At 59.5% G+C, this 19,228-nt stretch carries 19 protein-coding genes, 3 tRNA genes and 1 pseudogene; 10 read left to right on the top strand and 13 right to left on the bottom strand.

The genetic code is table 11. The features are described 5' to 3' along the window. Positions 1-55: 55 nt before the first annotated feature. Genes OP496_RS08150 through OP496_RS08125 form a run of 6 tightly spaced genes read left to right on the top strand, consistent with a single transcriptional unit; the run spans position 56 to position 5,887 of the window. Positions 56-2,857, top strand: a complete 2,802-nt coding sequence (locus tag OP496_RS08150; RefSeq protein ID WP_280563057.1) for a monovalent cation/H+ antiporter subunit A — start codon at positions 56-58, stop codon at positions 2,855-2,857. Beyond that, complete coding sequence (locus OP496_RS08145) at positions 2,857-3,207, top strand: Na+/H+ antiporter subunit C (RefSeq protein WP_280563056.1); 351 nt, start codon at positions 2,857-2,859, stop codon at positions 3,205-3,207. The genes OP496_RS08150 and OP496_RS08145 overlap by 1 nt, the downstream gene beginning before the upstream one ends. Next, positions 3,204-4,718, top strand: a complete 1,515-nt coding sequence (locus OP496_RS08140) for a monovalent cation/H+ antiporter subunit D (RefSeq protein WP_280563135.1) — start codon at positions 3,204-3,206, stop codon at positions 4,716-4,718. Before OP496_RS08145 ends, OP496_RS08140 begins: the two co-directional genes overlap by 4 nt. Continuing rightward, positions 4,715-5,212 carry a Na+/H+ antiporter subunit E gene (locus tag OP496_RS08135; RefSeq protein ID WP_280563054.1) on the top strand — a complete coding sequence of 166 codons (498 nt, stop codon included), beginning with the start codon at positions 4,715-4,717 and terminating at the stop codon, positions 5,210-5,212. Before OP496_RS08140 ends, OP496_RS08135 begins: the two co-directional genes overlap by 4 nt. Then, positions 5,206-5,475, top strand: coding sequence for a K+/H+ antiporter subunit F (locus tag OP496_RS08130; protein WP_280563053.1), 270 nt, complete (start codon positions 5,206-5,208; stop codon positions 5,473-5,475). Before OP496_RS08135 ends, OP496_RS08130 begins: the two co-directional genes overlap by 7 nt. Positions 5,476-5,485: 10 nt before the next feature. After that, positions 5,486-5,887, top strand: coding sequence for a Na+/H+ antiporter subunit G (locus tag OP496_RS08125; RefSeq protein WP_280563052.1), 402 nt, complete (start codon positions 5,486-5,488; stop codon positions 5,885-5,887). An 83-nt stretch (positions 5,888-5,970) separates the two neighbouring features. Here OP496_RS08125 and hemH read toward each other — a convergent pair whose 3' ends face one another. Beyond that, on the bottom strand, positions 5,971-6,957 hold the full coding sequence (hemH, locus tag OP496_RS08120; protein ID WP_280563051.1) for a ferrochelatase: 987 nt from the start codon (positions 6,955-6,957) through the stop codon (positions 5,971-5,973). Between the two features lie 108 nt (positions 6,958-7,065). On the opposite strand from hemH, the gene OP496_RS08115 reads away from it, so the two are divergent. After that, positions 7,066-8,640 carry a cryptochrome/photolyase family protein gene (locus OP496_RS08115; RefSeq protein ID WP_280563049.1) on the top strand — a complete coding sequence of 525 codons (1,575 nt, stop codon included), beginning with the start codon at positions 7,066-7,068 and terminating at the stop codon, positions 8,638-8,640. 128 nt (positions 8,641-8,768) lie between these two features. Here OP496_RS08115 and OP496_RS08110 read toward each other — a convergent pair whose 3' ends face one another. From OP496_RS08110 to rnr, 9 genes are all read right to left on the bottom strand, one after another. After that, positions 8,769-9,071: a DUF6482 family protein gene (locus OP496_RS08110; RefSeq protein ID WP_280563048.1), complete on the bottom strand. Its 303-nt coding sequence runs from the start codon at positions 9,069-9,071 to the stop codon at positions 8,769-8,771. 353 nt (positions 9,072-9,424) lie between these two features. Beyond that, on the bottom strand, positions 9,425-9,724 hold the full coding sequence (locus OP496_RS08105) for a hypothetical protein (protein WP_280563047.1): 300 nt from the start codon (positions 9,722-9,724) through the stop codon (positions 9,425-9,427). Positions 9,725-9,789: 65 nt separating this feature from the next. Next, positions 9,790-11,178 carry a replicative DNA helicase gene (dnaB, locus tag OP496_RS08100; RefSeq protein WP_280563045.1) on the bottom strand — a complete coding sequence of 463 codons (1,389 nt, stop codon included), beginning with the start codon at positions 11,176-11,178 and terminating at the stop codon, positions 9,790-9,792. A 204-nt stretch (positions 11,179-11,382) separates the two neighbouring features. Further along, a complete protein-coding gene (rplI, locus tag OP496_RS08095; protein WP_280563043.1) occupies positions 11,383-11,829 on the bottom strand; it encodes a 50S ribosomal protein L9 in 447 nt (148 codons plus the stop codon). A gap of 15 nt (positions 11,830-11,844) precedes the next feature. After that, positions 11,845-12,696, bottom strand: a complete 852-nt coding sequence (locus OP496_RS08090; protein ID WP_280563041.1) for a hypothetical protein — start codon at positions 12,694-12,696, stop codon at positions 11,845-11,847. Positions 12,697-12,714: 18 nt separating this feature from the next. Next, entirely contained in the window at positions 12,715-12,942 is a 228-nt protein-coding gene (rpsR, locus tag OP496_RS08085; RefSeq protein ID WP_040244525.1) for a 30S ribosomal protein S18, read from the bottom strand. Between the two features lie 23 nt (positions 12,943-12,965). Next, a complete protein-coding gene (rpsF, locus tag OP496_RS08080) occupies positions 12,966-13,382 on the bottom strand; it encodes a 30S ribosomal protein S6 (protein WP_280563040.1) in 417 nt (138 codons plus the stop codon). 189 nt (positions 13,383-13,571) lie between these two features. Continuing rightward, positions 13,572-14,357 (bottom strand): 23S rRNA (guanosine(2251)-2'-O)-methyltransferase RlmB, encoded by a 786-nt coding sequence (gene rlmB / locus OP496_RS08075; protein ID WP_280563039.1) that lies wholly within the window; start codon positions 14,355-14,357, stop codon positions 13,572-13,574. A gap of 31 nt (positions 14,358-14,388) precedes the next feature. Continuing rightward, entirely contained in the window at positions 14,389-16,803 is a 2,415-nt protein-coding gene (gene rnr / locus OP496_RS08070; RefSeq protein ID WP_280563036.1) for a ribonuclease R, read from the bottom strand. 203 nt (positions 16,804-17,006) lie between these two features. Between rnr and OP496_RS08065 the strand changes: the two genes are divergently transcribed. The 3 genes from OP496_RS08065 to OP496_RS08055 all read left to right on the top strand — a co-directional run bounded on the left by OP496_RS08065 (position 17,007) and on the right by OP496_RS08055 (position 17,326). Beyond that, positions 17,007-17,093, top strand: a tRNA-Leu gene (locus OP496_RS08065). Between the two features lie 31 nt (positions 17,094-17,124). Next, a tRNA-Leu gene (locus OP496_RS08060) sits at positions 17,125-17,211 on the top strand. 28 nt (positions 17,212-17,239) lie between these two features. After that, positions 17,240-17,326, top strand: a tRNA-Leu gene (locus OP496_RS08055). A 71-nt stretch (positions 17,327-17,397) separates the two neighbouring features. On the opposite strand, the gene OP496_RS08050 is transcribed toward OP496_RS08055, so the two are convergent. The 3 genes and pseudogenes from OP496_RS08050 to OP496_RS08040 form a co-directional block, all read right to left on the bottom strand. After that, positions 17,398-18,249: a DNA/RNA non-specific endonuclease gene (locus tag OP496_RS08050; protein WP_280563035.1), complete on the bottom strand. Its 852-nt coding sequence runs from the start codon at positions 18,247-18,249 to the stop codon at positions 17,398-17,400. 73 nt (positions 18,250-18,322) lie between these two features. Beyond that, a complete protein-coding gene (locus tag OP496_RS08045) occupies positions 18,323-18,598 on the bottom strand; it encodes an Lrp/AsnC ligand binding domain-containing protein (RefSeq protein ID WP_280563034.1) in 276 nt (91 codons plus the stop codon). A gap of 233 nt (positions 18,599-18,831) precedes the next feature. Beyond that, positions 18,832-19,092, bottom strand: a pseudogene (locus tag OP496_RS08040) (DUF444 family protein); the annotation flags it as partial. Between the last annotated feature and the right edge of the window lie 136 nt (positions 19,093-19,228).

Below are 19,228 nucleotides of genomic sequence, written 5' to 3'. Positions count from 1 at the left end.
CTCCGCCCGGAAGGTCGCGGGTACCCTCAAACGTTAAACGACAAGAGCAAGTTGCATGTCATTGCTACTGATCGTGCTGTTGCCGCTGCTCGGCAGTCTTCTGCCATTGCTGAGTTCGAACCAGCGACGCCATCGATGCGCCTTGTTGACCGCCGCGATGCCATTCATTGCACTGCTGGTCACATTACGCGAGACGCCCGACGTGCTCGTCGGCGAGGTTCCACGCATGGCCTTCTCATGGGTGCCAGCCTTGGGCCTGGATCTCGCCTTACGCCTCGATGGCCTCTCACTATTGTTCGTGCTGCTGATCCTGGGAATCGGACTGCTGATCATCCTCTATGCGCGTCACTATTTGTCCGCAGCGGACAACATGCCGCGCTTCTATGCGTATTTGATGCTCTTCATGACCTCGATGCTGGGCATCGTGATGGCCGACAACCTTATCCTGCTATGGATGTTCTGGGAGTTGACCAGTCTGTCGTCATTCTTGCTGATCGGCTTCTGGAGCCATCAGTCAGCCGCACGCAAGGGCGCTCGCATGGCGCTGGCCGTCACCGGCATGGGAGGGCTGGCACTGCTTGCTGGCTTTATTCTGATCGGCCAGATCGTCGGCAGCTTCGACATGCAGACGGTGCTCGACAGCCGCGATGTCATCCTCGCGGATCCACGTTATCTGCCAGCGCTGCTGTTGGTTCTGCTTGGCGCGTTCACCAAGTCGGCGCAGTTTCCGTTCCAGTTCTGGCTTCCCCAGGCCATGGCCGCGCCGACGCCGGTGTCGGCCTTCCTGCACTCGGCGACCATGGTCAAGGCCGGGGTATTCCTGCTGGCCCGCATGCATCCGGCGCTGGCCGGATCGCAAGAGTGGCTGTACCTGGTCAGTCTGACCGGGTTGGTGACCATGCTGTTCGGCGCCTATTTCGCGCTGATCAAGCTCGACCTCAAGACGATTCTGGCATATTCGACGGTCAGCCATCTGGGGCTGATTACCATGCTGTTCGGCCTCAACAGCCAGATGGCAGTGGTCGCCGGCCTTTTCCATATTCTCAATCACGCGACTTTCAAAGCGGCACTGTTCATGACCGCTGGCATCGTCGACCATGAGTGCGGCACGCGGGATATTCGCAAGCTCAAGGGCTTGTGGCGCTATATGCCGATGACCACGGCGCTGGCCACCATCACCGCGGCCTCTATGGCCGGTTTTCCCTTGCTCAATGGCTTTCTCTCCAAGGAGATGATGCTTGCCGAGACGCTTGAGACGCCGCTTCTCGGCGGCCTGGCGTGGCTGATCCCCGCTTTGGCCACTATCGGGAGCATCCTGGCCGCCGCCTATTCGCTACGCTACGTGCGCAATACTTTCTTCGGCGGTAATAGGCCGCGCGAGCTGGAAAAGACGCCACACGAAGCACCGTTTCCCTTGCGCCTGCCCGTTCTGATACTGGCGATCATGTGCATCATCATCGGGCTTTTCCCCGCCTTCACCGCCACGGGGCTATTGACGGCCGCCGCCGATGCGTCCTTGACGATACCCGCCCCCGAGCTTCACCTCAGCATCTGGCACGGTTTCAATCTGCCCTTGCTGATGAGCGCGATCGCCCTGACCGGCGGTCTCATAGTGTATGTGCTGCGCCAGCATCTGTTCACCTTCCACCGCCAATTCCCGGCGCGCGACTCGCTGGCAATCTTCGAGGGCGCCGTTCAGCGCTTGGTGGGCTTCACTCAGTGGGCCATCGATACCCTCGAAAACGGTTCGCTGCAGCGCTACATGCTGTGGGTGGTGATCAGCGCCCTGGTCGTGTCTGGCATGAGCTTGATGGGAATCGAGGCCTTGAAAGGCGAGTTGGGCGTTCAGGAGGCCGATCCCTTACTCATCGTCGGTGCCGTAATCACCTGCTTCGCCGGACTGGCGACGGCTTTCCTGCATCGCCGCCGCCTGATTTCACTGATCATGCTCTCGGTGGTCGGGTTGATGGCATCGCTGATCTTCGCGCGCTTCTCGGCCCCCGACCTGGCATTGACTCAGTTGGCTGTTGAGGTGGTTACGGTGATCCTCTTGATGCTGGCGCTATTCTTCCTGCCGCAGAAAACGCCCAAAGAGTCGAGTGCATCGCGTATCGTACGCGATGTCCTGCTGGCAGCGGGCTTCGGCGGCGTGGTGGCGAGCCTCAACTATGCCCTGCTGACACGCCCCTTGAACTCGATTTCCGACTATTTCCTCGAGCACAGCGTGTCCGGCGGCGGCGGGCATAACGTGGTCAATGTGATTCTGGTCGACTTCCGTGGGTTCGATACTCTGGGCGAAATCACAGTGCTATGCATCGCAGGGATCGGCATTTACAAGCTACTCAATCGCTTGCGCCTGTTCATGCCCTCCAGCGATAGCGAAGGACGCCCTTGGTCACCAGATCGCTATCCGATGATCCTGGCCTCGGTTTCCCAGTCGCTGCTGCCCATGGCCTTTCTGGTCTCGGTCTTCATCTTCCTGCGCGGCCACAACGCGCCGGGCGGTGGCTTCATCGCGGGGCTGGTGACGGCAGTGGCGCTGATCTTGATGTATATCGCCCATGGGGTCGAATGGGCCCAGCAACGCTTGTCGTTCCAGTATCAGCCGATCGCCGTCGCCGGTGTCGCCATCGCCGCGCTGACCGGGGTCGGCAGCTGGATCTTCGGGTATCCGTTCTTGACCTCGGCCTTCGGCCACTTCCACATCCCGCTGATCGGTGACGTGGAACTGGCCACGGCCATGCTGTTCGATCTCGGTGTCTACCTTACCGTGGTCGGTGCCACGCTGATGATCCTTGCCAATCTGGGCAAGGTGACCACATCGCACCGCCCCTCCAAGCAGAAGGAGAAAGCGTGATGGAAGCGCTATTCGCGACCACCACGGGGATCCTGGCCGCCAGCGGTTTGTACCTGGCGCTACGCGGGCGCACCTTTCCCGTGGTCGTCGGCCTGACGTTATTGTCCTATGCCGTCAACCTGTTCTTGTTCTCCACCGGAGGACTGACCACCGACGGTGCGGCCGTGATCAGCGATGGCGCCGGTCATTATGCCGATCCGCTACCGCAGGCATTGGTGCTTACCGCCATTGTCATCGGCTTCGCCATGACCGCCTTCTCGGTGATCCTCGCCATGCGCGTGCGTGGTGACGTGGGCAGCGATCACGTCAACGGCAACCGTGTCGACGAGCCGCGGGAGGACAAATCCTGATGCAGCACTTGATCATTCTGCCGGTTTTGTTGCCGCTGCTCACTGGAGTGGCATTGCTGATCCATCGCGGCGGCGCGCTAACCTTACGCCGCACGGCCAACGTGATCTCCACGATCGCGCTGGTGGTGGTGGGGATCTTGCTGGTCATCGAAAGCACCGATGACACCATCCGCTATTACGCCCTGGGCGACTGGCAACCGCCATTCGGTATCATTCTAGTACTCGACCGTCTGTCCGCCCTGATGGTGATGCTTACGTCGCTACTGGCGCTGGGCAGCTTGCTCTATGCCTGCGCCGGTGATGACGAGCAAGGCTCGAACTTTCACGGATTGTTCCAGCTGCAACTTATGGGTATCAACGGCGCCTTCCTGACTGGCGACCTTTTCAACCTGTTCGTCTTCTTCGAAGTACTGCTCATCGCTTCCTATGCGCTGTTGATGCACGGCGGCGGCAAGGCACGCACACATGCAGGCTTTCATTATGTGGCGCTCAACTTGCTAGGGTCGATGCTGTTTCTAATCGCGCTGGGCATCCTCTATGGCACCATGGGCACGCTCAATATGGCCGACATGTCAGCGGTCGTGACGACGCTGGATACCGCCGACCTGGGGCTGGTCAAGGCCGGCGCTCTGTTGCTGCTGATCGTGTTCGGGCTCAAGGCAGCCATGTTGCCGCTATACTTCTGGTTGCCGCGCGCGTATGCCGCTGCGCCGGCACCAATAGCGGCCCTTTTCGCAATCATGACCAAGGTCGGGATCTATTCGATCATCCGTGTGTATACGCTGATCTTCGGTGAGCAGGCCGGCCCTCTGGCAAACCTCGCCCAGCCGTGGATATGGTGGCTAGGCTTGGCCACGCTCACGCTGGGTGCCGTAGGCGTGCTATCCGCACGTGACATGCGTACCCAGGTGGCGTACCTGATTCTGGTCTCGGCGGGCACACTGCTGGCGGGCATCGGCATGCACAGCGAAGCCGCGCTAGGCGCACTGCTTTATTACTTGACCCACACCACCTTGGTCAGTGGCGGCATGTTCCTGTTGGTCGATGCCATCGCGCAGCAACGTGGCAAAGCCGGGGCGCGCATCGTACAGTCCCGCACGCTGACGCAGCCCGCCACATTGGGTCTACTTTTCTTCGCCGGCACCATCGCCATGGCCGGCTTGCCGCCTCTTTCCGGTGCTTTCGGCAAGGCCCTGCTGCTTCAAGCCGCCACGACGGCACAGCAGCATTGGTTATGGCCGATTCTGCTGGGTAGCGGGCTAGCGTCTTTGATAGCGCTATCTCGCACCGGCTCGACCATCTTCTGGCGGGCGTCAGGCGAGAAGACCGGTATCACGCTCGGCCCACTGCGCATCACCGGCACGCTCATTCTGATCGGCTGTGCGCCGCTCATGGTGGCCTTCGCCGGCCCCATTACGGCGTTCACCCAGGCGACCGCCGCCCAATTGCTCGACCGCGATGCGTATGTCGAGTCAATCATCGCTCGCGGCGACACTGGAGATGATGCATGATTCGTCCTCGCAAGTGGCTACCGATGCCGCTGCTGTCCGTCTTGCTACTGATCGTGTGGCTACTGTTGATGAATGGCGTCGCCTTCGGACACTGGCTGCTCGGCAGCTTTCTGGCCATCGTCATCCCGCTGATTACCAAGCCCTTCTGGGAGGCACAGCCCAGGATCAAGAAGCCTTGGCTCATGCTGCGCTATTTCTGCCGAGTGCTGCTCGATATCGTGGTCGCCAACCTGGAGGCCTCCAAAGTCATACTCGACCCGCGAGGACGGGCGCGCCCCGCTTTCATCGAGTATCCGCTCGAACTTCAGGAGAATTTCGCGATCACCATGCTGGCCAGCACCATCACTCTGACGCCGGGAACGGTCTCGGCGCATCTGCGCATGGATGGCAAGACCCTGTTGATCCATGCTCTGGATGTAGGCGATATCGACGATATGAAGCGTCATATCCATGAGCGCTATGAGCGTACGCTCAAGGAGATCTTCGAATGCTAGATTTTGCCCTCAAGATCAGCGTGGCACTGTTCGCGGTCGCAGTCGTGCTCAATTTGTACCGGGTCGCGGTCGGCCCCAGCCTTCCTGACCGCATTCTGGCACTGGACACCATGTACGTGAATTCCATCGCCTTGATCGTGCTGTTCGGTATCTGGCTGGGGCATCGTACCTATTTCGAGGCAGCGCTGCTCATCGCCATGCTCGGTTTCGTGAGCACCGTGGCGGTTTGCAAGTACTTGCTACGTGGCGACATCATCGAATAGCGGAGGAACCATGATTGCCTTATATACTTTGATGGAAGGTGTCATCGCCTTCTTCTTGATCGCCGGTAGCATCTTCGCCTTGATCGGCTCGCTGGGACTGGCACGCATGAAGGATTTCTACATGCGCCTGCATGGTCCCTCGAAGATCTCTACGCTGGGCGTTGGCTGTGTACTGCTGGCCTCGATCGCCTATTTCAGCCTGCTCGCAAGCGGGCCCAGCCTGCAGGAACTGCTGATCACCATCTTCTTGTTCATCACCGCCCCAGTCTCCGCGCATCTGCTGAGCAAGAGCGCATTGCATCAGAAGCTCGCTTACGACTCCCGTACTCGTGGCAACCCCGAGGAGCTCCAGGACGATGATGATGAGCGCACCCTCGAGGAAGCATCCCAAGGCAGTTCCAAACTGCCCTGAACTGCGTCTGATGCCCAACTCGACGCCCGATGGCTCGCCATCGGGCGTCTTGCATATAGGCCTTGTCGAAACGCTCAGCGGCGCTACCAGCCTTGGGTATGTTGCTCGACGAGCGAGGCCAGCAGGTCGATATGATCCTGGCGATCATTGAGCGCGGGAATATACTGGTAGTCACCGCCGCCCGCCTCCTCGAAATAGCCGCGATTTTCGACCTCGAGCTCTTCCAGCGTTTCCAGACAATCGGCAGCGAAGGCGGGGCTGATCACGTTAACGCCCTCGAGACCCTCGGCGCCCCATGCCTTCAAGGTTTCGTCTGTATATGGCTTGAGCCATTCTTCGCGTCCGAAACGCGACTGGTAAGTCTGGCGCCATTCATCTGCATTGAGCCCCAACGCCTCGGCCACCAGACGGCTGGTCTCTTCGCAATGTCGTGGATAAGGATCACCGGCATCGGCGTAACGCTTGGGAATGCCATGATAGGAAAGCAGCAGTCGCGACTGCCGGCCATGCGCCGCCCAATGCTCGCGAACGCTTTCTGCCAGCGCCTCGATATAGGCCGGATGATCATGGTAGTCGCGCACGAAACGCAACTCCGGCAAATGCGGACACGGCGCCAGGGCACGCGCCAGGCGGTCGAATACCGCCCCCGTCGTGGTGGCGGAAAACTGCGGATACAGGGGCAGCACCAGAATGCGTTCGACACCGGCATCGCGCAACGCCAGGCCGGCTTCCTCCATATTGGGCTTGCCATAAGTCATCGCCAGTTCGACGGGAATGTCGGTGCCCATACGCATCGCCAGTCGTTCCTTCAACGCACGTTGCTGGCGGCGCCCGATGGCGAGCAGCGGCGATCCATCCTCTCCCCACACGGAGGCATAGGCCTTGGCGACACGCGGTGGCCGAATGCGCAGGATGATGCCATGCAGAATCGGTAGCCATTTGGCACGCGGCAGGTCGATCACACGCCGGTCGCCGAGGAATTCCGCCAGATAGCGACGCACCGCTGACGCCGTCGGCGCCTCAGGCGTTCCAAGGTTGACGAGCATGACACCGAAGGGAGCTGACCCCATTGAAACCTCTCCTGTAAAAGACCGTGGTCAATCAGTGTAACAAGCACGGGCACATTGAGCTTATCGCGTTATACTATGAAGGCTATTTGTACAATATTTGGATAACTTATGCCCAAGTCATTACGACTCGTGCTCGGCGACCAGCTCAGCCTGACGCTGCCCATACTGCAGGATGCGCCGCCAGGAGCGACGGTCGCACTCTGCGAAGTCGATGAAGAAGGACGCTACGTTCCCCACCATCCGCAAAAGATCGCCATGATGCTCGCTGCGATGCGACATTTCGCCGCCGATCTGCGCCAGCGGGGCTATCGCGTGCATTATTCGGCTCTCGACGATCCCGACAACCGACACTCGTTGATCGCAGAGGCTGAACGCCTGGCGAAACGCTACGACTGCGATGAGATCCACGTGACCCGGCCAGGAGAGTGGCGCCTGCTGGAGGCCATGGAGGCACGGCAGGCGCAGGCCCGAACACCGCGCTGGCATATCGTTGAAGATACCCGTTTCTTTTGTTCTCACCGCGATTTCGATGCCTGGATGGAAGGCCGCAAGCGGCCACGCATGGAAGACTTCTATCGCATGCTTCGTCGACGCACCGGGCTACTGATGGACGGCAACGCACCGATCGGCGGGCAGTGGAACTTCGACCGCGACAATCGTGCGCCCATCGATGACGCACCGTCGCCACCCTCACCGCCTCGCCATCGTCAGGACGCCATCACTCGAGAAGTACTGGCTCTCGTCGAGACACGGTTTGCCGATCACGTCGGACGCCTGGAAGGCTTCAACTGGTCCGTCACCCGACGCCAGGCGCTTGCCGATCTGCGCCACTTCGTCGCCCAAGCCTTGCCCGCGTTCGGTACCTACCAGGATGCCATCAGCGATACGGCGCCCTACCTCTTCCACTCCAGGCTCTCCGCTGCACTCAATATCGGTCTGCTATCCCCCGGGGAGGTATGCGAGGCGGCGCAAGACGCTTGGCAACGTGGTGCGGCGCCACTCAATGCCGTCGAGGGTTTCATTCGCCAGATACTGGGATGGCGAGAGTACGTTCGCGGTATCTACTGGCACCGTATGCCCGCTTACAAGCGCGAGAACAAGCTCGGTACCAGCAGCGGACTTCCTCAGTGCTACTGGGACGGCGATACCGATCTGCGCTGCCTCAAGCGTGCCATCGAAATGACGCACGACAATGCCTATGCGCATCACATCCAGCGCTTGATGGTCACGGGCAATTTCGCCCTGCTCTGCGATGTGCGTCCTGCGGCCTTGTGCGATTGGTATCTCGCGGTTTACGCCGACGCCTGCGAATGGGTCGAACTACCCAACACGCTGGGTATGGTGCTGCATGCCGACGGCGGTTACCTGGGCTCCAAGCCCTATTGTGCCTCGGGCAAGTACATTGATCGCATGTCGGATCACTGCTCCCAGTGTCGCTATGATCCAAAACAAAGCGTAGGCGACGATGCCTGCCCGCTCAACGCCTTGTACTGGCGCTTTCTGGAACGCCATGCCGACCAGCTTGCTGATAATCCTCGCATGCGCGTCATCTACGGCACGCTCAACAAAATGCCGGCTGAGAAGCGTCGGGCATTGCGCGAACGGGCGGAGACTTTTCTCGATACGCTGACGTGGACGTCACCCTATGGGCAAGGGCAGCATGCAAAAGACTATGGGGAGTGAGGCTTCAAGCGAGGGAAATGCCCGGTGCCTTCGCACCCAGGCCCCGGCTTCTCGCCGGGCTATAAATTCAGCATTGCGGTGGGTGAATGGAGCGCTGGACGCACGTTGGATGAATCATGCGTGGGACGTCAAAATACCAACGGCACGCGCGAAGTCAGCGGAGACTGATAATGAGTGTCACGACCGATCACCTCGTCATGGGCCACCCACTGTACGAGATAGGCGCGATGGATTCCTGCCTGATTGAGCTCGGCATAGACATCGTCCAGGGCACGAAACAGCATCGGTTTGCCACGCCGCATCAGCGGGTAGCACTGGCCTTCGATGTCCTCCATCTCGACGCGGTACAGACGACTGCCTGCGTGGCTTATGACGCGAATCTCGAAGTTATGCTCCGCATCCATGAAGTGTTTGAGCTCTTTGATTTCCATAACGTTCTCCCTGAGAAAATAAAACTCGAAAAGGCATACGCCACTTAGCGCAGCGCACGTCCATCTTGCCTTGTTCAGATGACAGAAATGTTGCAATAAGTATGACGAAGACAGTGATCAACGTCTCGTCGAAGAGCGTGCCATCCGTCTAAACCTTGACTGAAAAGAGGAAAAATACACTCATTGAGACGCATCGCCGCGCAAGAAGTTCCACCACTGGCGCACTTGGCGAGGGAAATACATAAAGGAAGGAAAGGATATGAAACGCTCAAACAATGAGACGGGGTCCGACCCGACAACCCCGCTCGCCAGGAGCCGGCATACCGGCCCCTGCGTTCACTCAACGTGATGTATCAAGAATCACGCTGGTACGTGGATGGATCGATAGCCACCCCGAGCGAGTTACGATCGACCCAGTTGCCCGCACGGGTTTCCTTGTAGCGAAACACCACTAGATCACCGATCGCGACAGGCAGTTCGGCATCCTCAGTCTGATAGCTGTATGTTTCACCATCGACGACCAGAGAATAACGGTAGAGATCGGGCATCCCCAACCATTCCTTGAACGGCCCTTCACGCTCGACGCTTTCCAGTTTACCGCGCCCCTCGAGCTTAGGGGTACGTTTCTTGCCACGTTGAAATCCGCTCGCCATCTCCCCTCCTGTTCACTTGCGAGCCGGCATTATAAGGCAACACCGGCATGTTTGCCTGGCCATCATCACTCGTCCATATGCTGACCGTAGCTGTCGGGAGCGAGATCCTCAAAACGTGTGTACTTGCCGATGAAGGCCATGTGCACGGTCCCGATCGGGCCGTTACGTTGCTTGCCGATAATCAGTTCAGCCAGGCCGTGATTGTCGGGGTTGTCAGGATTATAGACTTCATCACGATAGACGAAGGCGATGACGTCGGCATCCTGCTCGATAGCCCCCGACTCGCGAAGATCCGACATCACCGGCCGCTTGTTGGGCCGCTGCTCGAGCGAGCGGTTGAGCTGCGACAACGCGACGACCGGGCAGTTGAACTCCTTGGCCAAGGCCTTGAGCGAGCGCGAGATTTCGGAAATCTCGCCGGTACGGTTCTCGGAAAAACCGGGGATCTGCATGAGCTGCAAATAGTCGATCATGATCATGCCGATGTTACCGTGCTCGCGCGCCAGACGCCGAGTGCGTGAGCGCATCTCATTAGGTGAAAGTCCTGCCGTATCGTCAATGAAGAGTTGCTTGTCCTTGAGCAAGTTGACCGCCGAGGTCAGGCGCGGCCAGTCTTCGTCTTCCAGTTGCCCGGTGCGCACACGCGTCTGATCGATACGCCCCAACGAGGACAGCATGCGCAGCATCAAGGCATCGGCGGGCATTTCCATGGAAAACACCATGATAGGCTTGTCACTGGAGATGACCGCATGCTCGACCACATTCATGGCGAATGTCGTCTTACCCATGGAAGGGCGTCCGGCGATGATAATAAGATCCGACGGTTGCAGCCCCGACGTCATCTCGTCCAGATCCCGGAAGCCGGAGGAAAGCCCCGTCATCTCGCCCTGCATGTTGAAAAGCTCGTCGATACGATCGACGGCCTTGCTGAGCAGGTCGCTCATACCGATCGCCCCACCGGTCTTGGGACGGTCCTCACTGATCTGAAATACCAGGCGCTCGGCTTCATTGACCAGCTCGTCAGAGGGCCGGCCCTGCGGAGCAAAGGCGCCTTCAGCGATCTGATTGGCTGCCTGGATCAACTTGCGCAAGGTGGCACGCTCGCGCACGATATCGGTGTACGCACGAATGTTACTCGCCGATGGCGTGTTGCGCGCCAACTCGGCCAAGTAAGCCAGTCCGCCCACGCCTTCCAACTGATCGCGGTTTTCCAGCGCCTCCGAGAGCGTGACCACATCGAGCGGATGCCCTGCTTCGGCGAGCTGCGCCATCGCATTGAAGGTCAGACGATGTTCGTAGCGATAGAAATCGTCAGCGGTCAGACGCTCGGAAACCGTATCCCAGGCGCTATTGTCCAGCATCAGCCCGCCGAGCACTGATTGCTCAGCTTCCAGCGAGTGTGGCGGCACCTTGAGAGCCGCAGTTTCCTGGTCGTGCTCGACGTATTCGCTCATGCTCGTTTCCTGACCGGTCGATATCGAAGGTCGGTGAAGTGCAGACGGTCACCGTTTCGGCCACCCCCATGATGCCGTGATGGCTATACCTTTGCACCTCATGGCCCCTGTCTCACGTACCCCAAGCCCGTGGGTCATGGCACAAAAAGGGCGCGAAGGTTAACCTTCGCGCCCCATACCGGCATGTCACTTGGCGGTAATCGCTTACTCGGCCACGATCACGATGCGCACGCTGGTAGCGACTTCCGAGTGCAGTTGCAGCGTAATGTCGTACTCACCAGTCCGGCGAATCGGGCCTTCTGGCATACGCACTTCGCGCTTGACCACATCAAGGCCTGCCTGCGTCAGTGCGTCAGCCAGATCACGCGGGCCGATAGAGCCGAAAAGCTTGCCTTCATCACCCGCCTTGGCGACCAACGACAGCTCGATTTCAGCCAGCTGTTCAGCGCGTGCTTCGGCTTCGGACTTACGCTCTGCGGCTTGCGCTTCGAGCTCGGCACGTTGCGCTTCAAAAGCGGCAACGTTTTCTTTGGTGGCCGGCACGGCCAAACCGTAAGGCACCAAGTAGTTGCGACCATAACCGGCCTTGACGGCGACTTGGTCACCCAAGTTACCCAGCTTGCCAATCTTATCGAGCAGAATGATATCCATCTCGTTAACCTCTCATCAGTGGTTGCCGGCCAAACGTGCGCGGAAATCCGCGAAAGTATCGACAACGGCCAGCAACAGCACAACCAGAATCGTGGGCCAAGTCGTCAGCAGCAATGCATAAAAGCCGACCAACCAGAACCCGCTCATCCCCTTCAATCCAATCCAACCATGCACCAGCGCAATGCCTGCCACGAGCAAGGGTATCCACGCCAGCATCGTCGCCATCGGCATGGATACCAGCACGCCCAATACACCAACGCCTACCAGCAGCAAAAGCTCCTTGGTGTTCAAGCGCAGCGCATGGAACTCGTTGCGAAAGCCGCCGGGGTTATACAACCCGGCTTGCCAGCTACGCGCTAGTGCCAAACAAGCGACTGCCGCAAGCAGTACCACTAGCCCTGTCACGCCGCCAATCAACATGCCCGCCAACTGTTCGCTGGGCACACCCTGGGCACTCATCTCGGTGAGCATGGCATCGACGTCCGCCGAATTCTGGCGCACCTGTTCGAGCAGCGGTCCCGCCCCACCCGGAGGAAGGAAAATGCCGGACTGGACCAGCACCACACAGACCAGCATGCCGGCAATCAGGGTCTCCCCCCAACGCATCCGAGCGCGTAGTATGGTCGCCATCAGCGTCACCAGCAAAACGCTGGCAAGCGGAACGGCATCCCCCTGCACCCACCACCAGCCGGCTGGCAGCGCGGCGGTAATCAAGACGGGCAGGCCAGGGCCCAGACCGCGACGTAACGTTACCAGCGCGGCGACGGCGGCACTCAGCCAGAACAACCAGGGAATCAACGCCGCAATCAACGTGACCATCGCCGCCTGCGGAGTACCACGCATTACCCAACGGGCCAGTGCCTGCATCGCGCCAGTCGCCTTGTTTTACTGGTGACTGTCGGTATAAGGCAGCAGCGCCAGATAACGAGCGCGCTTGATGGCCGTGGACAGCTGACGCTGATAACGAGCCTTGGTGCCGGTAATGCGGCTGGGGACAATCTTACCGGTTTCAGTGATATAGGACTTGAGGGTATCAAGATCCTTGTAATCGATGTACTTCACGCCTTCGGCGGTGAAGCGGCAAAACTTACGGCGACGGAAAAAGCGTGCCATGGTTTATCCTCCAGAGGTACGAATCAGTTGGCTTCAGCTTCGGCGTCGGCATCAGCGTTCGTTTCGGAACGCTCAACGTTCGGACGCTCGTTTTTCTCTTCACGACGACGCGTCTTTTCTTCAGCCGGCTTCATCATCGGAGACGCTTCGGTGACCGCCTCTTTGCAACGCACCACCAGGCTACGGATGATGGCATCGTTGAAGCGGAAGATATTCTCGATTTCGTCGAGAGTTTCGCCGCTGCACTCGATGTTCATCAGTACATAGTGGGCCTTGTGGATCTTGTTGATCGGGTAGGCCAGATGACGACGCCCCCAATCTTCCAGACGATGCACAGTGCCGCCGTTTTCGGTAACGAGCCCGGTATAGCGCTCGACCATGGCCGGCACCTGCTCGCTCTGATCCGGGTGGACCATGAACACGATTTCGTAATGACGCATGATAGCTCCTTACGGTTTGACAGCTTCCACGAGGCCCGTCATGCACAAGTACCTATACAAGGCTGCAGGACCGCGAGAAGCAAGGAGAGAAAATCTCTATGTTTCCAGACACGCAAAACGATGCCCGGAAAGCCGACCAATTGTAGTGATCACCCCGCGTGCATGCAACTTGTCTCGCCCAACCAGGCATCAAGCGTCATGGCGTTGGCGCACGGCTTCGAACAGACACACGCCTGTGGCAACCGAGACATTGAGACTGGAAACACTACCCGCCATGGGCAGTTTGGCGAGCAGATCGCAGCCCTCGCGCGTCAGCCGGCGCATGCCTTTGCTTTCGGCGCCCATGACAATGGCCACCGGCCCTACCAAGTCGATCTCGTAAAGGTCCTGCGCCGACTCGCCCGCCGTACCGACGATCCATACCCCGTGCGTCTTGAGGCGCGCCATCGCCCGCGACAAGTTGGTGACCTGATAGACAGGCGTGACATCGGCAGCGCCGCAGGCCACCTTGCGCACCGTGGTGTTGAGGGGCGCGGCCTTGTCCTTGGGTACGATGACACCGTGCGCACCTGCCGCGTCGGCGCTGCGCAGGCAGGCACCGAAGTTATGTGGATCGGTCACCCCATCGAGGATCAACAATAACGGCAGAGACGGCTGCTGCCAGGCACCGAGGCGAAACCAAAGCGCTTCCTCGCTCTCGGCCTGCAGCGGTGGCGCGAAGGCGATCACTCCTTGATGCACGGCACCCTTGGCCACTCCATCGAGCGTTTCGCGGGCGACGCCGACGCACTTGATGCCAGCCTGACGGGCGCTCTCCAGAAGGCTTTCAAGGCGTGCCTCGGCACGCCCTTCCTGCAACCAGAGCTCTCGTGGCGGCTGGCCTCGCTCGAACAATGCCCGCACGGCGTGCACACCATACACGGCGTCCAAGCCTTCGGGTGTCGCGACACGCGCCCGGGAAGGTTTAGCTTTCATGATGCTCTACTACCCGCTCTATGGCGCCTATTCAACGCTTGTCACCTTTGCCGCCGCCCTTGCCGCCTCGCGAACGCCGACGCGGCTTATTGCCGTCACGCTCCTTCTTCGTCGCGTTGCCGGCTTGCCCTTCGCCCTGCTTGCCGCGTGCCGATGCACCATCGCTAGGGGATTTCTTGCGCCGAGCGGGGTTCTGCGGACGCGGTTTCTCGTCGGCCAGTTCGAAGTCGATCTTGCGATCGTCCAGGTCGACGCGCGCCACCTGCACGGTGACCCCATCGCCCAGTCGGTAGGACATGCCGCTACGCTCACCCTTGAGACGGTGTTTCTCGGCCTCGTAATGATAATAATCGGACGGCAGCGAGGTCACGTGGACCAGACCCTCGACATAGACGTCGTCGAGACGCACGAAAACGCCGAACTGCGTTACCGAGGCGATGGTGCCCTCGAAAACCTCACCCAGCTTGTCCGACATGAACTCGCACTTCAGCCAGTCCTCCACGTCACGCGTGGCATCGTCGGCACGACGCTCGGTCATCGAGCAATGCTCACCGAGCTCGAGCATTTGCTCGAAACTATACGGTGCCCATTGGCTGGGCGGCTCTACCGGCGCGCCTTCAGCACGCAGCACCGTATTGGTCTGCCGCGGACCGCGAATCACCGAGCGAATAGCGCGATGCACGAGCAGATCCGGGTAGCGACGAATCGGCGAAGTGAAGTGCGCATAGGCAGGATACGCCAGACCGAAGTGGCCATCGTTCTGTGGCGAATAAACCGCACGACTCATCGAACGCAGCATCACCGTCTGGATGACGTCGGCGTCGGGACGACCCTTGATCGCCTCGGCAAGGTCACGGTAGTCCTGCGGCGTGGGATCGTCACCCCCGCCCAGAGACAGCCCCAACTCGTTGAGGAACAGACGCAACTTGTCCAGGCGTTCCGGCGAGGGCTTCTCGTGAATGCGATACAGCGCCGGCAGATCATGCTTGTCGAGAAAGCGCGCCGTCGCCACATTAGCGGCCAGCATGCACTCTTCGATGATCTTGTGCGCATCGTTGCGCGAGCGCGGCACGATTTTCTCGATCTTGCGCTGATCGTTGAAGACGATGGCCGTCTCGGTCGTCTCGAAATCGATGGCGCCGCGTTCCTCGCGGGCTTGCCTCAGGATCGTGTAGAGACTCTTGAGATTCTTGAGCGATGGCACGAGATCGCGATACTGCTCGCGCAGAGCATCCCCTTCGGGGCCTTCGTCATCGAGAATCGAGGAGACTTTGTTGTAGGTCAGGCGCGCATGGGATTGGAAGACCGCTTCGTAGAAACGGTAACGGCTGATCGCACCGTTCGGTGAAATGTTCATCTCGCAGACCAGCGCCAGACGGTCGACCTCGGGATTGAGCGAGCACAGCCCGTTCGAGAGCAACTCCGGCAGCATCGGCACGACCTGGCCGGGGAAGTAGACCGAGGTGCCGCGCGTCAACGCCTCCTGATCCAGCGCGCTCCCCGGACGCACGTAGTGCGACACGTCGGCGATGGCCACCAAGAGTTTCCAACCCCCGGACTTGGTCTTCCAGGCACAGACGGCATCGTCGAAGTCCTTGGCGGACTCGTCGTCGATGGTCACCAGCGGCACATCGCGCAAGTCGATGCGGTGCTGCTTGTCGGCCTCGTCCACGGACGTGGACATGTCGGCGATCTCGGCATGCACTTCGGGCGGAAATTCGGCAGGAATCTCGTAACTGCGGATGGCGATGTCGATTTCCATCCCGGGATCCATGCGTTCGCCGAGCACTTCCGTGACTTCGCCCACCGGCTGCACGCGGGTCGCCGGCTGCTGGGTGATACGAGCCGAGACGATCTGTCCGTCACGCGCGCCGCCGCTGACACTATGCGGGATGATGACTTCCTGAGCGATGCGCGATTTCTCGGGAATCAGCACGCCGAATTCGGCGGTATTCTGACGATAGATGCCCACCAGCGACTGCGTGTTGCGGGCGATGACTTCAACGATGGTCGCTTCGTCACGCCCGCGCCGATCACGACCGCTGACACGCACCAACACCTGATCGCCGTCGAAGACACGCCGCATTTGACGTGGCGGCATCACCAGGTCGGGCTTCTTGCCATCTTCTCGGATCAAGAAGCCCATGCCATCACGGTGGCCCTGGACCTTCCCCTTGATGAGGTCGAGCTTGTCGATCAACGCGTAGGCGCCACGTCGATTGCGTAGTATCTGGCCTTCACGCTCCATCGCAGCAAGCCGACGACGCACGCCTTCCAGGCGCTCTTCATCATCCACCGCCAGCATACTACTGAGGTCTTCGGGTGTGATGGGCTTACCGTATTCTTCCAGGCGGGCGAACAAGTATTCGCGGCTGGGGACCGGATTATCGTATTTACTCGCTTCACGTTCCGCATGCGGATCGTCACTGAGCTTCCAATGATTCATGGTAATGACTTCCTTACAGGCGAAGTGGCAAGTAAACGTGGTGCGCCAATGGCGTTGTTATAAAATTCAATCATGCCGCCAGTATAGCGGGCACAGCCAGTCGACCCAACCATGACGACTACCTGCCTGCCAAGAAACAAGGCATGATGCATGGCGAAGTGGCTTGCATTCGCACTCAAAATGGGTATTATACATCGCGCCTTGCCCAGGTGGCGGAATTGGTAGACGCGCTAGCTTCAGGTGCTAGTGTCCGTATGGACGTGGAGGTTCAAGTCCTCTCCTGGGCACCATCGATCTTTCACGAGATCGACGCAAGGCAACGCCCGGATGGCGGAATTGGTAGACGCGCTAGCTTCAGGTGCTAGTGTCCGTATGGACGTGGAGGTTCAAGTCCTCTTCCGGGCACCATCAGAAACATCAGTAAAGTGCATGACGCGCCCAGGTGGCGGAATTGGTAGACGCGCTAGCTTCAGGTGCTAGTGTCCGTATGGACGTGGAGGTTCAAGTCCTCTCCTGGGCACCACCGTGCATGCTGATTTATAACGTTTCAAAGTCCCGTTCTCTAGAACCCCCTTTCTGTAACTCCCTATTCTCCTATTGGTAACGCCCGGGTCGCCGCGCGACACGCTGCAATCCCCACCCGTCTGTCTCGATATTCGCTTCCAAGGACGTTTCGACACCTTCCGGCAAGCGTGGGAAAAAATCGAGCCGCGTTCTCGCTTCGAGCTCATCGATACTGACCAGAAAACGGTCGAGCGGCTCGTCGCCACGCACCGTCTGCGGAATCAGGAACGCCAGCGCCCGCGGATGCTCACCAGGCACCACGATGATCTTGTAAAACGCCGACGGCACTTGGGTGAAGCCCACCCGATGCATGAAGCGCTCATCGAAGACCGGACCGGTGACCACTCGGAGTTGCTCGAAGCGCGGTAGGAAATCGTCCATCACGACCTCTTCGAGACGTTGCCACACACGCCGGTTCAAATCGGGGCGCTGCGGCGTGATATTGGTCATCTGGAAGGTATCGAGCTGGGCCTCACGCCCGTATACGCGGGCAATGGCGTAGTTGGGAGCCAGGTGGCCGCGGTCGTAGCCGCTGTGCGTGTACTGATCCGAAGTGACCGGCCACAACGAGCGCCAGTCCTGCGCAAAGCCATGCGGGCGATCACCGATCGGCGCATCAGGCGTTTCATGAAGCGAATAACTGACCCATAGGGGGCTGACCCGAATATCCGACCACCCCACCAGAAAGGCGTCACTACGCAGTACCCGGTTAAATCCTTGCCAACTGGTGGTCTGCCACGCGGGCACACCCATCCAGCTAAGCTGGTCGCGGACCTCGCGCTCCTGCCAATACCACAGGCCGGACCCCACCACGGCAAAAACCAGAGAAATGCCCGCGCCACGCACCAAGCGCCGAAACTGATAGAAAATAACGGCGATCATGCCGGCGACGTGTCCTTGTCCTGCGAAAACGAAAACGTGAAGTGAGCGATTACCCTAGACGATGAGGACGCCGCTACCAACCTAACGAGAACATGGTCTCGAGATCGTGACGCGAATGCACCTGCATGGCGTTGAGTGTCTCCGTTTCACGAATGCCCTCGACCTCCATCAGGCGCTCGGTCACGAGCTGCGCCAGCGACTCGAAGTCGCGCGTACGGGCAATGGACACCAGGTCATAACGGCCACAGGTGGAAAACACCTCGCTGATCCCCTCCAGCTCGGCCAACCGCTGGGCGACCGCATTGATCTGGCCCTTTTCCACATCGATCAAAATCACCGCACTTTGCATGACACTCTCCTACACTGCCTACTGCACTCGGGGCGTCGCACCCGCCTAGGCCGGCACGCTCAAGACGCACCGGCACGACACTTCGCCGACGGCGCGAAGGCCAGTATATCAGCCCTGCGCACCGCGGCTAGCGACGCGTTTCAGTCACCGCCTGGCGCATCACCGGGGAGCGGCCACTGATAGCGGCGATATCCGCGTTCATCGTGAATGGCACTGATGGTAAGCATCTCATCACGATCGCCCTCGACGAATTCCTGGTTGCCGGAACTGACGATGGTCCGTGAGCCACCAGGGCCATGCTGAAACACCGGCTCGGAAATGTCCTTGGTGAGGTTCGAAACCTTCTCGCCATGCTCCATGTCGGTGATCGAGCGCCGGTTGACTGCTTCCTCCACCGAGCGCTTGATATGACTGCGATAGCGCTGCAGGAAACGCTGCCGGTTCACAGTGCTCTTGTTCTTGGCATTGGCGCGTCGATCAATGAAATAGCGCATGTCGCTCACCTCGTCACCAATATTTGTCGATAGATTCGGCGCCCCTCGTAGCCCGTAGTATTTCCTTTCAACGAAGCGCCACGACCCTGGACATGAGAGCCCATAAACGGCCATTGGTTCGTTGAAATCCAAAAAA

Source organism: Chromohalobacter sp. 48-RD10, from assembly GCF_029889785.1.
Lineage (GTDB): Bacteria > Pseudomonadota > Gammaproteobacteria > Pseudomonadales > Halomonadaceae > Chromohalobacter.
This window is presented reverse-complemented; position numbering and strand designations above follow the sequence as displayed.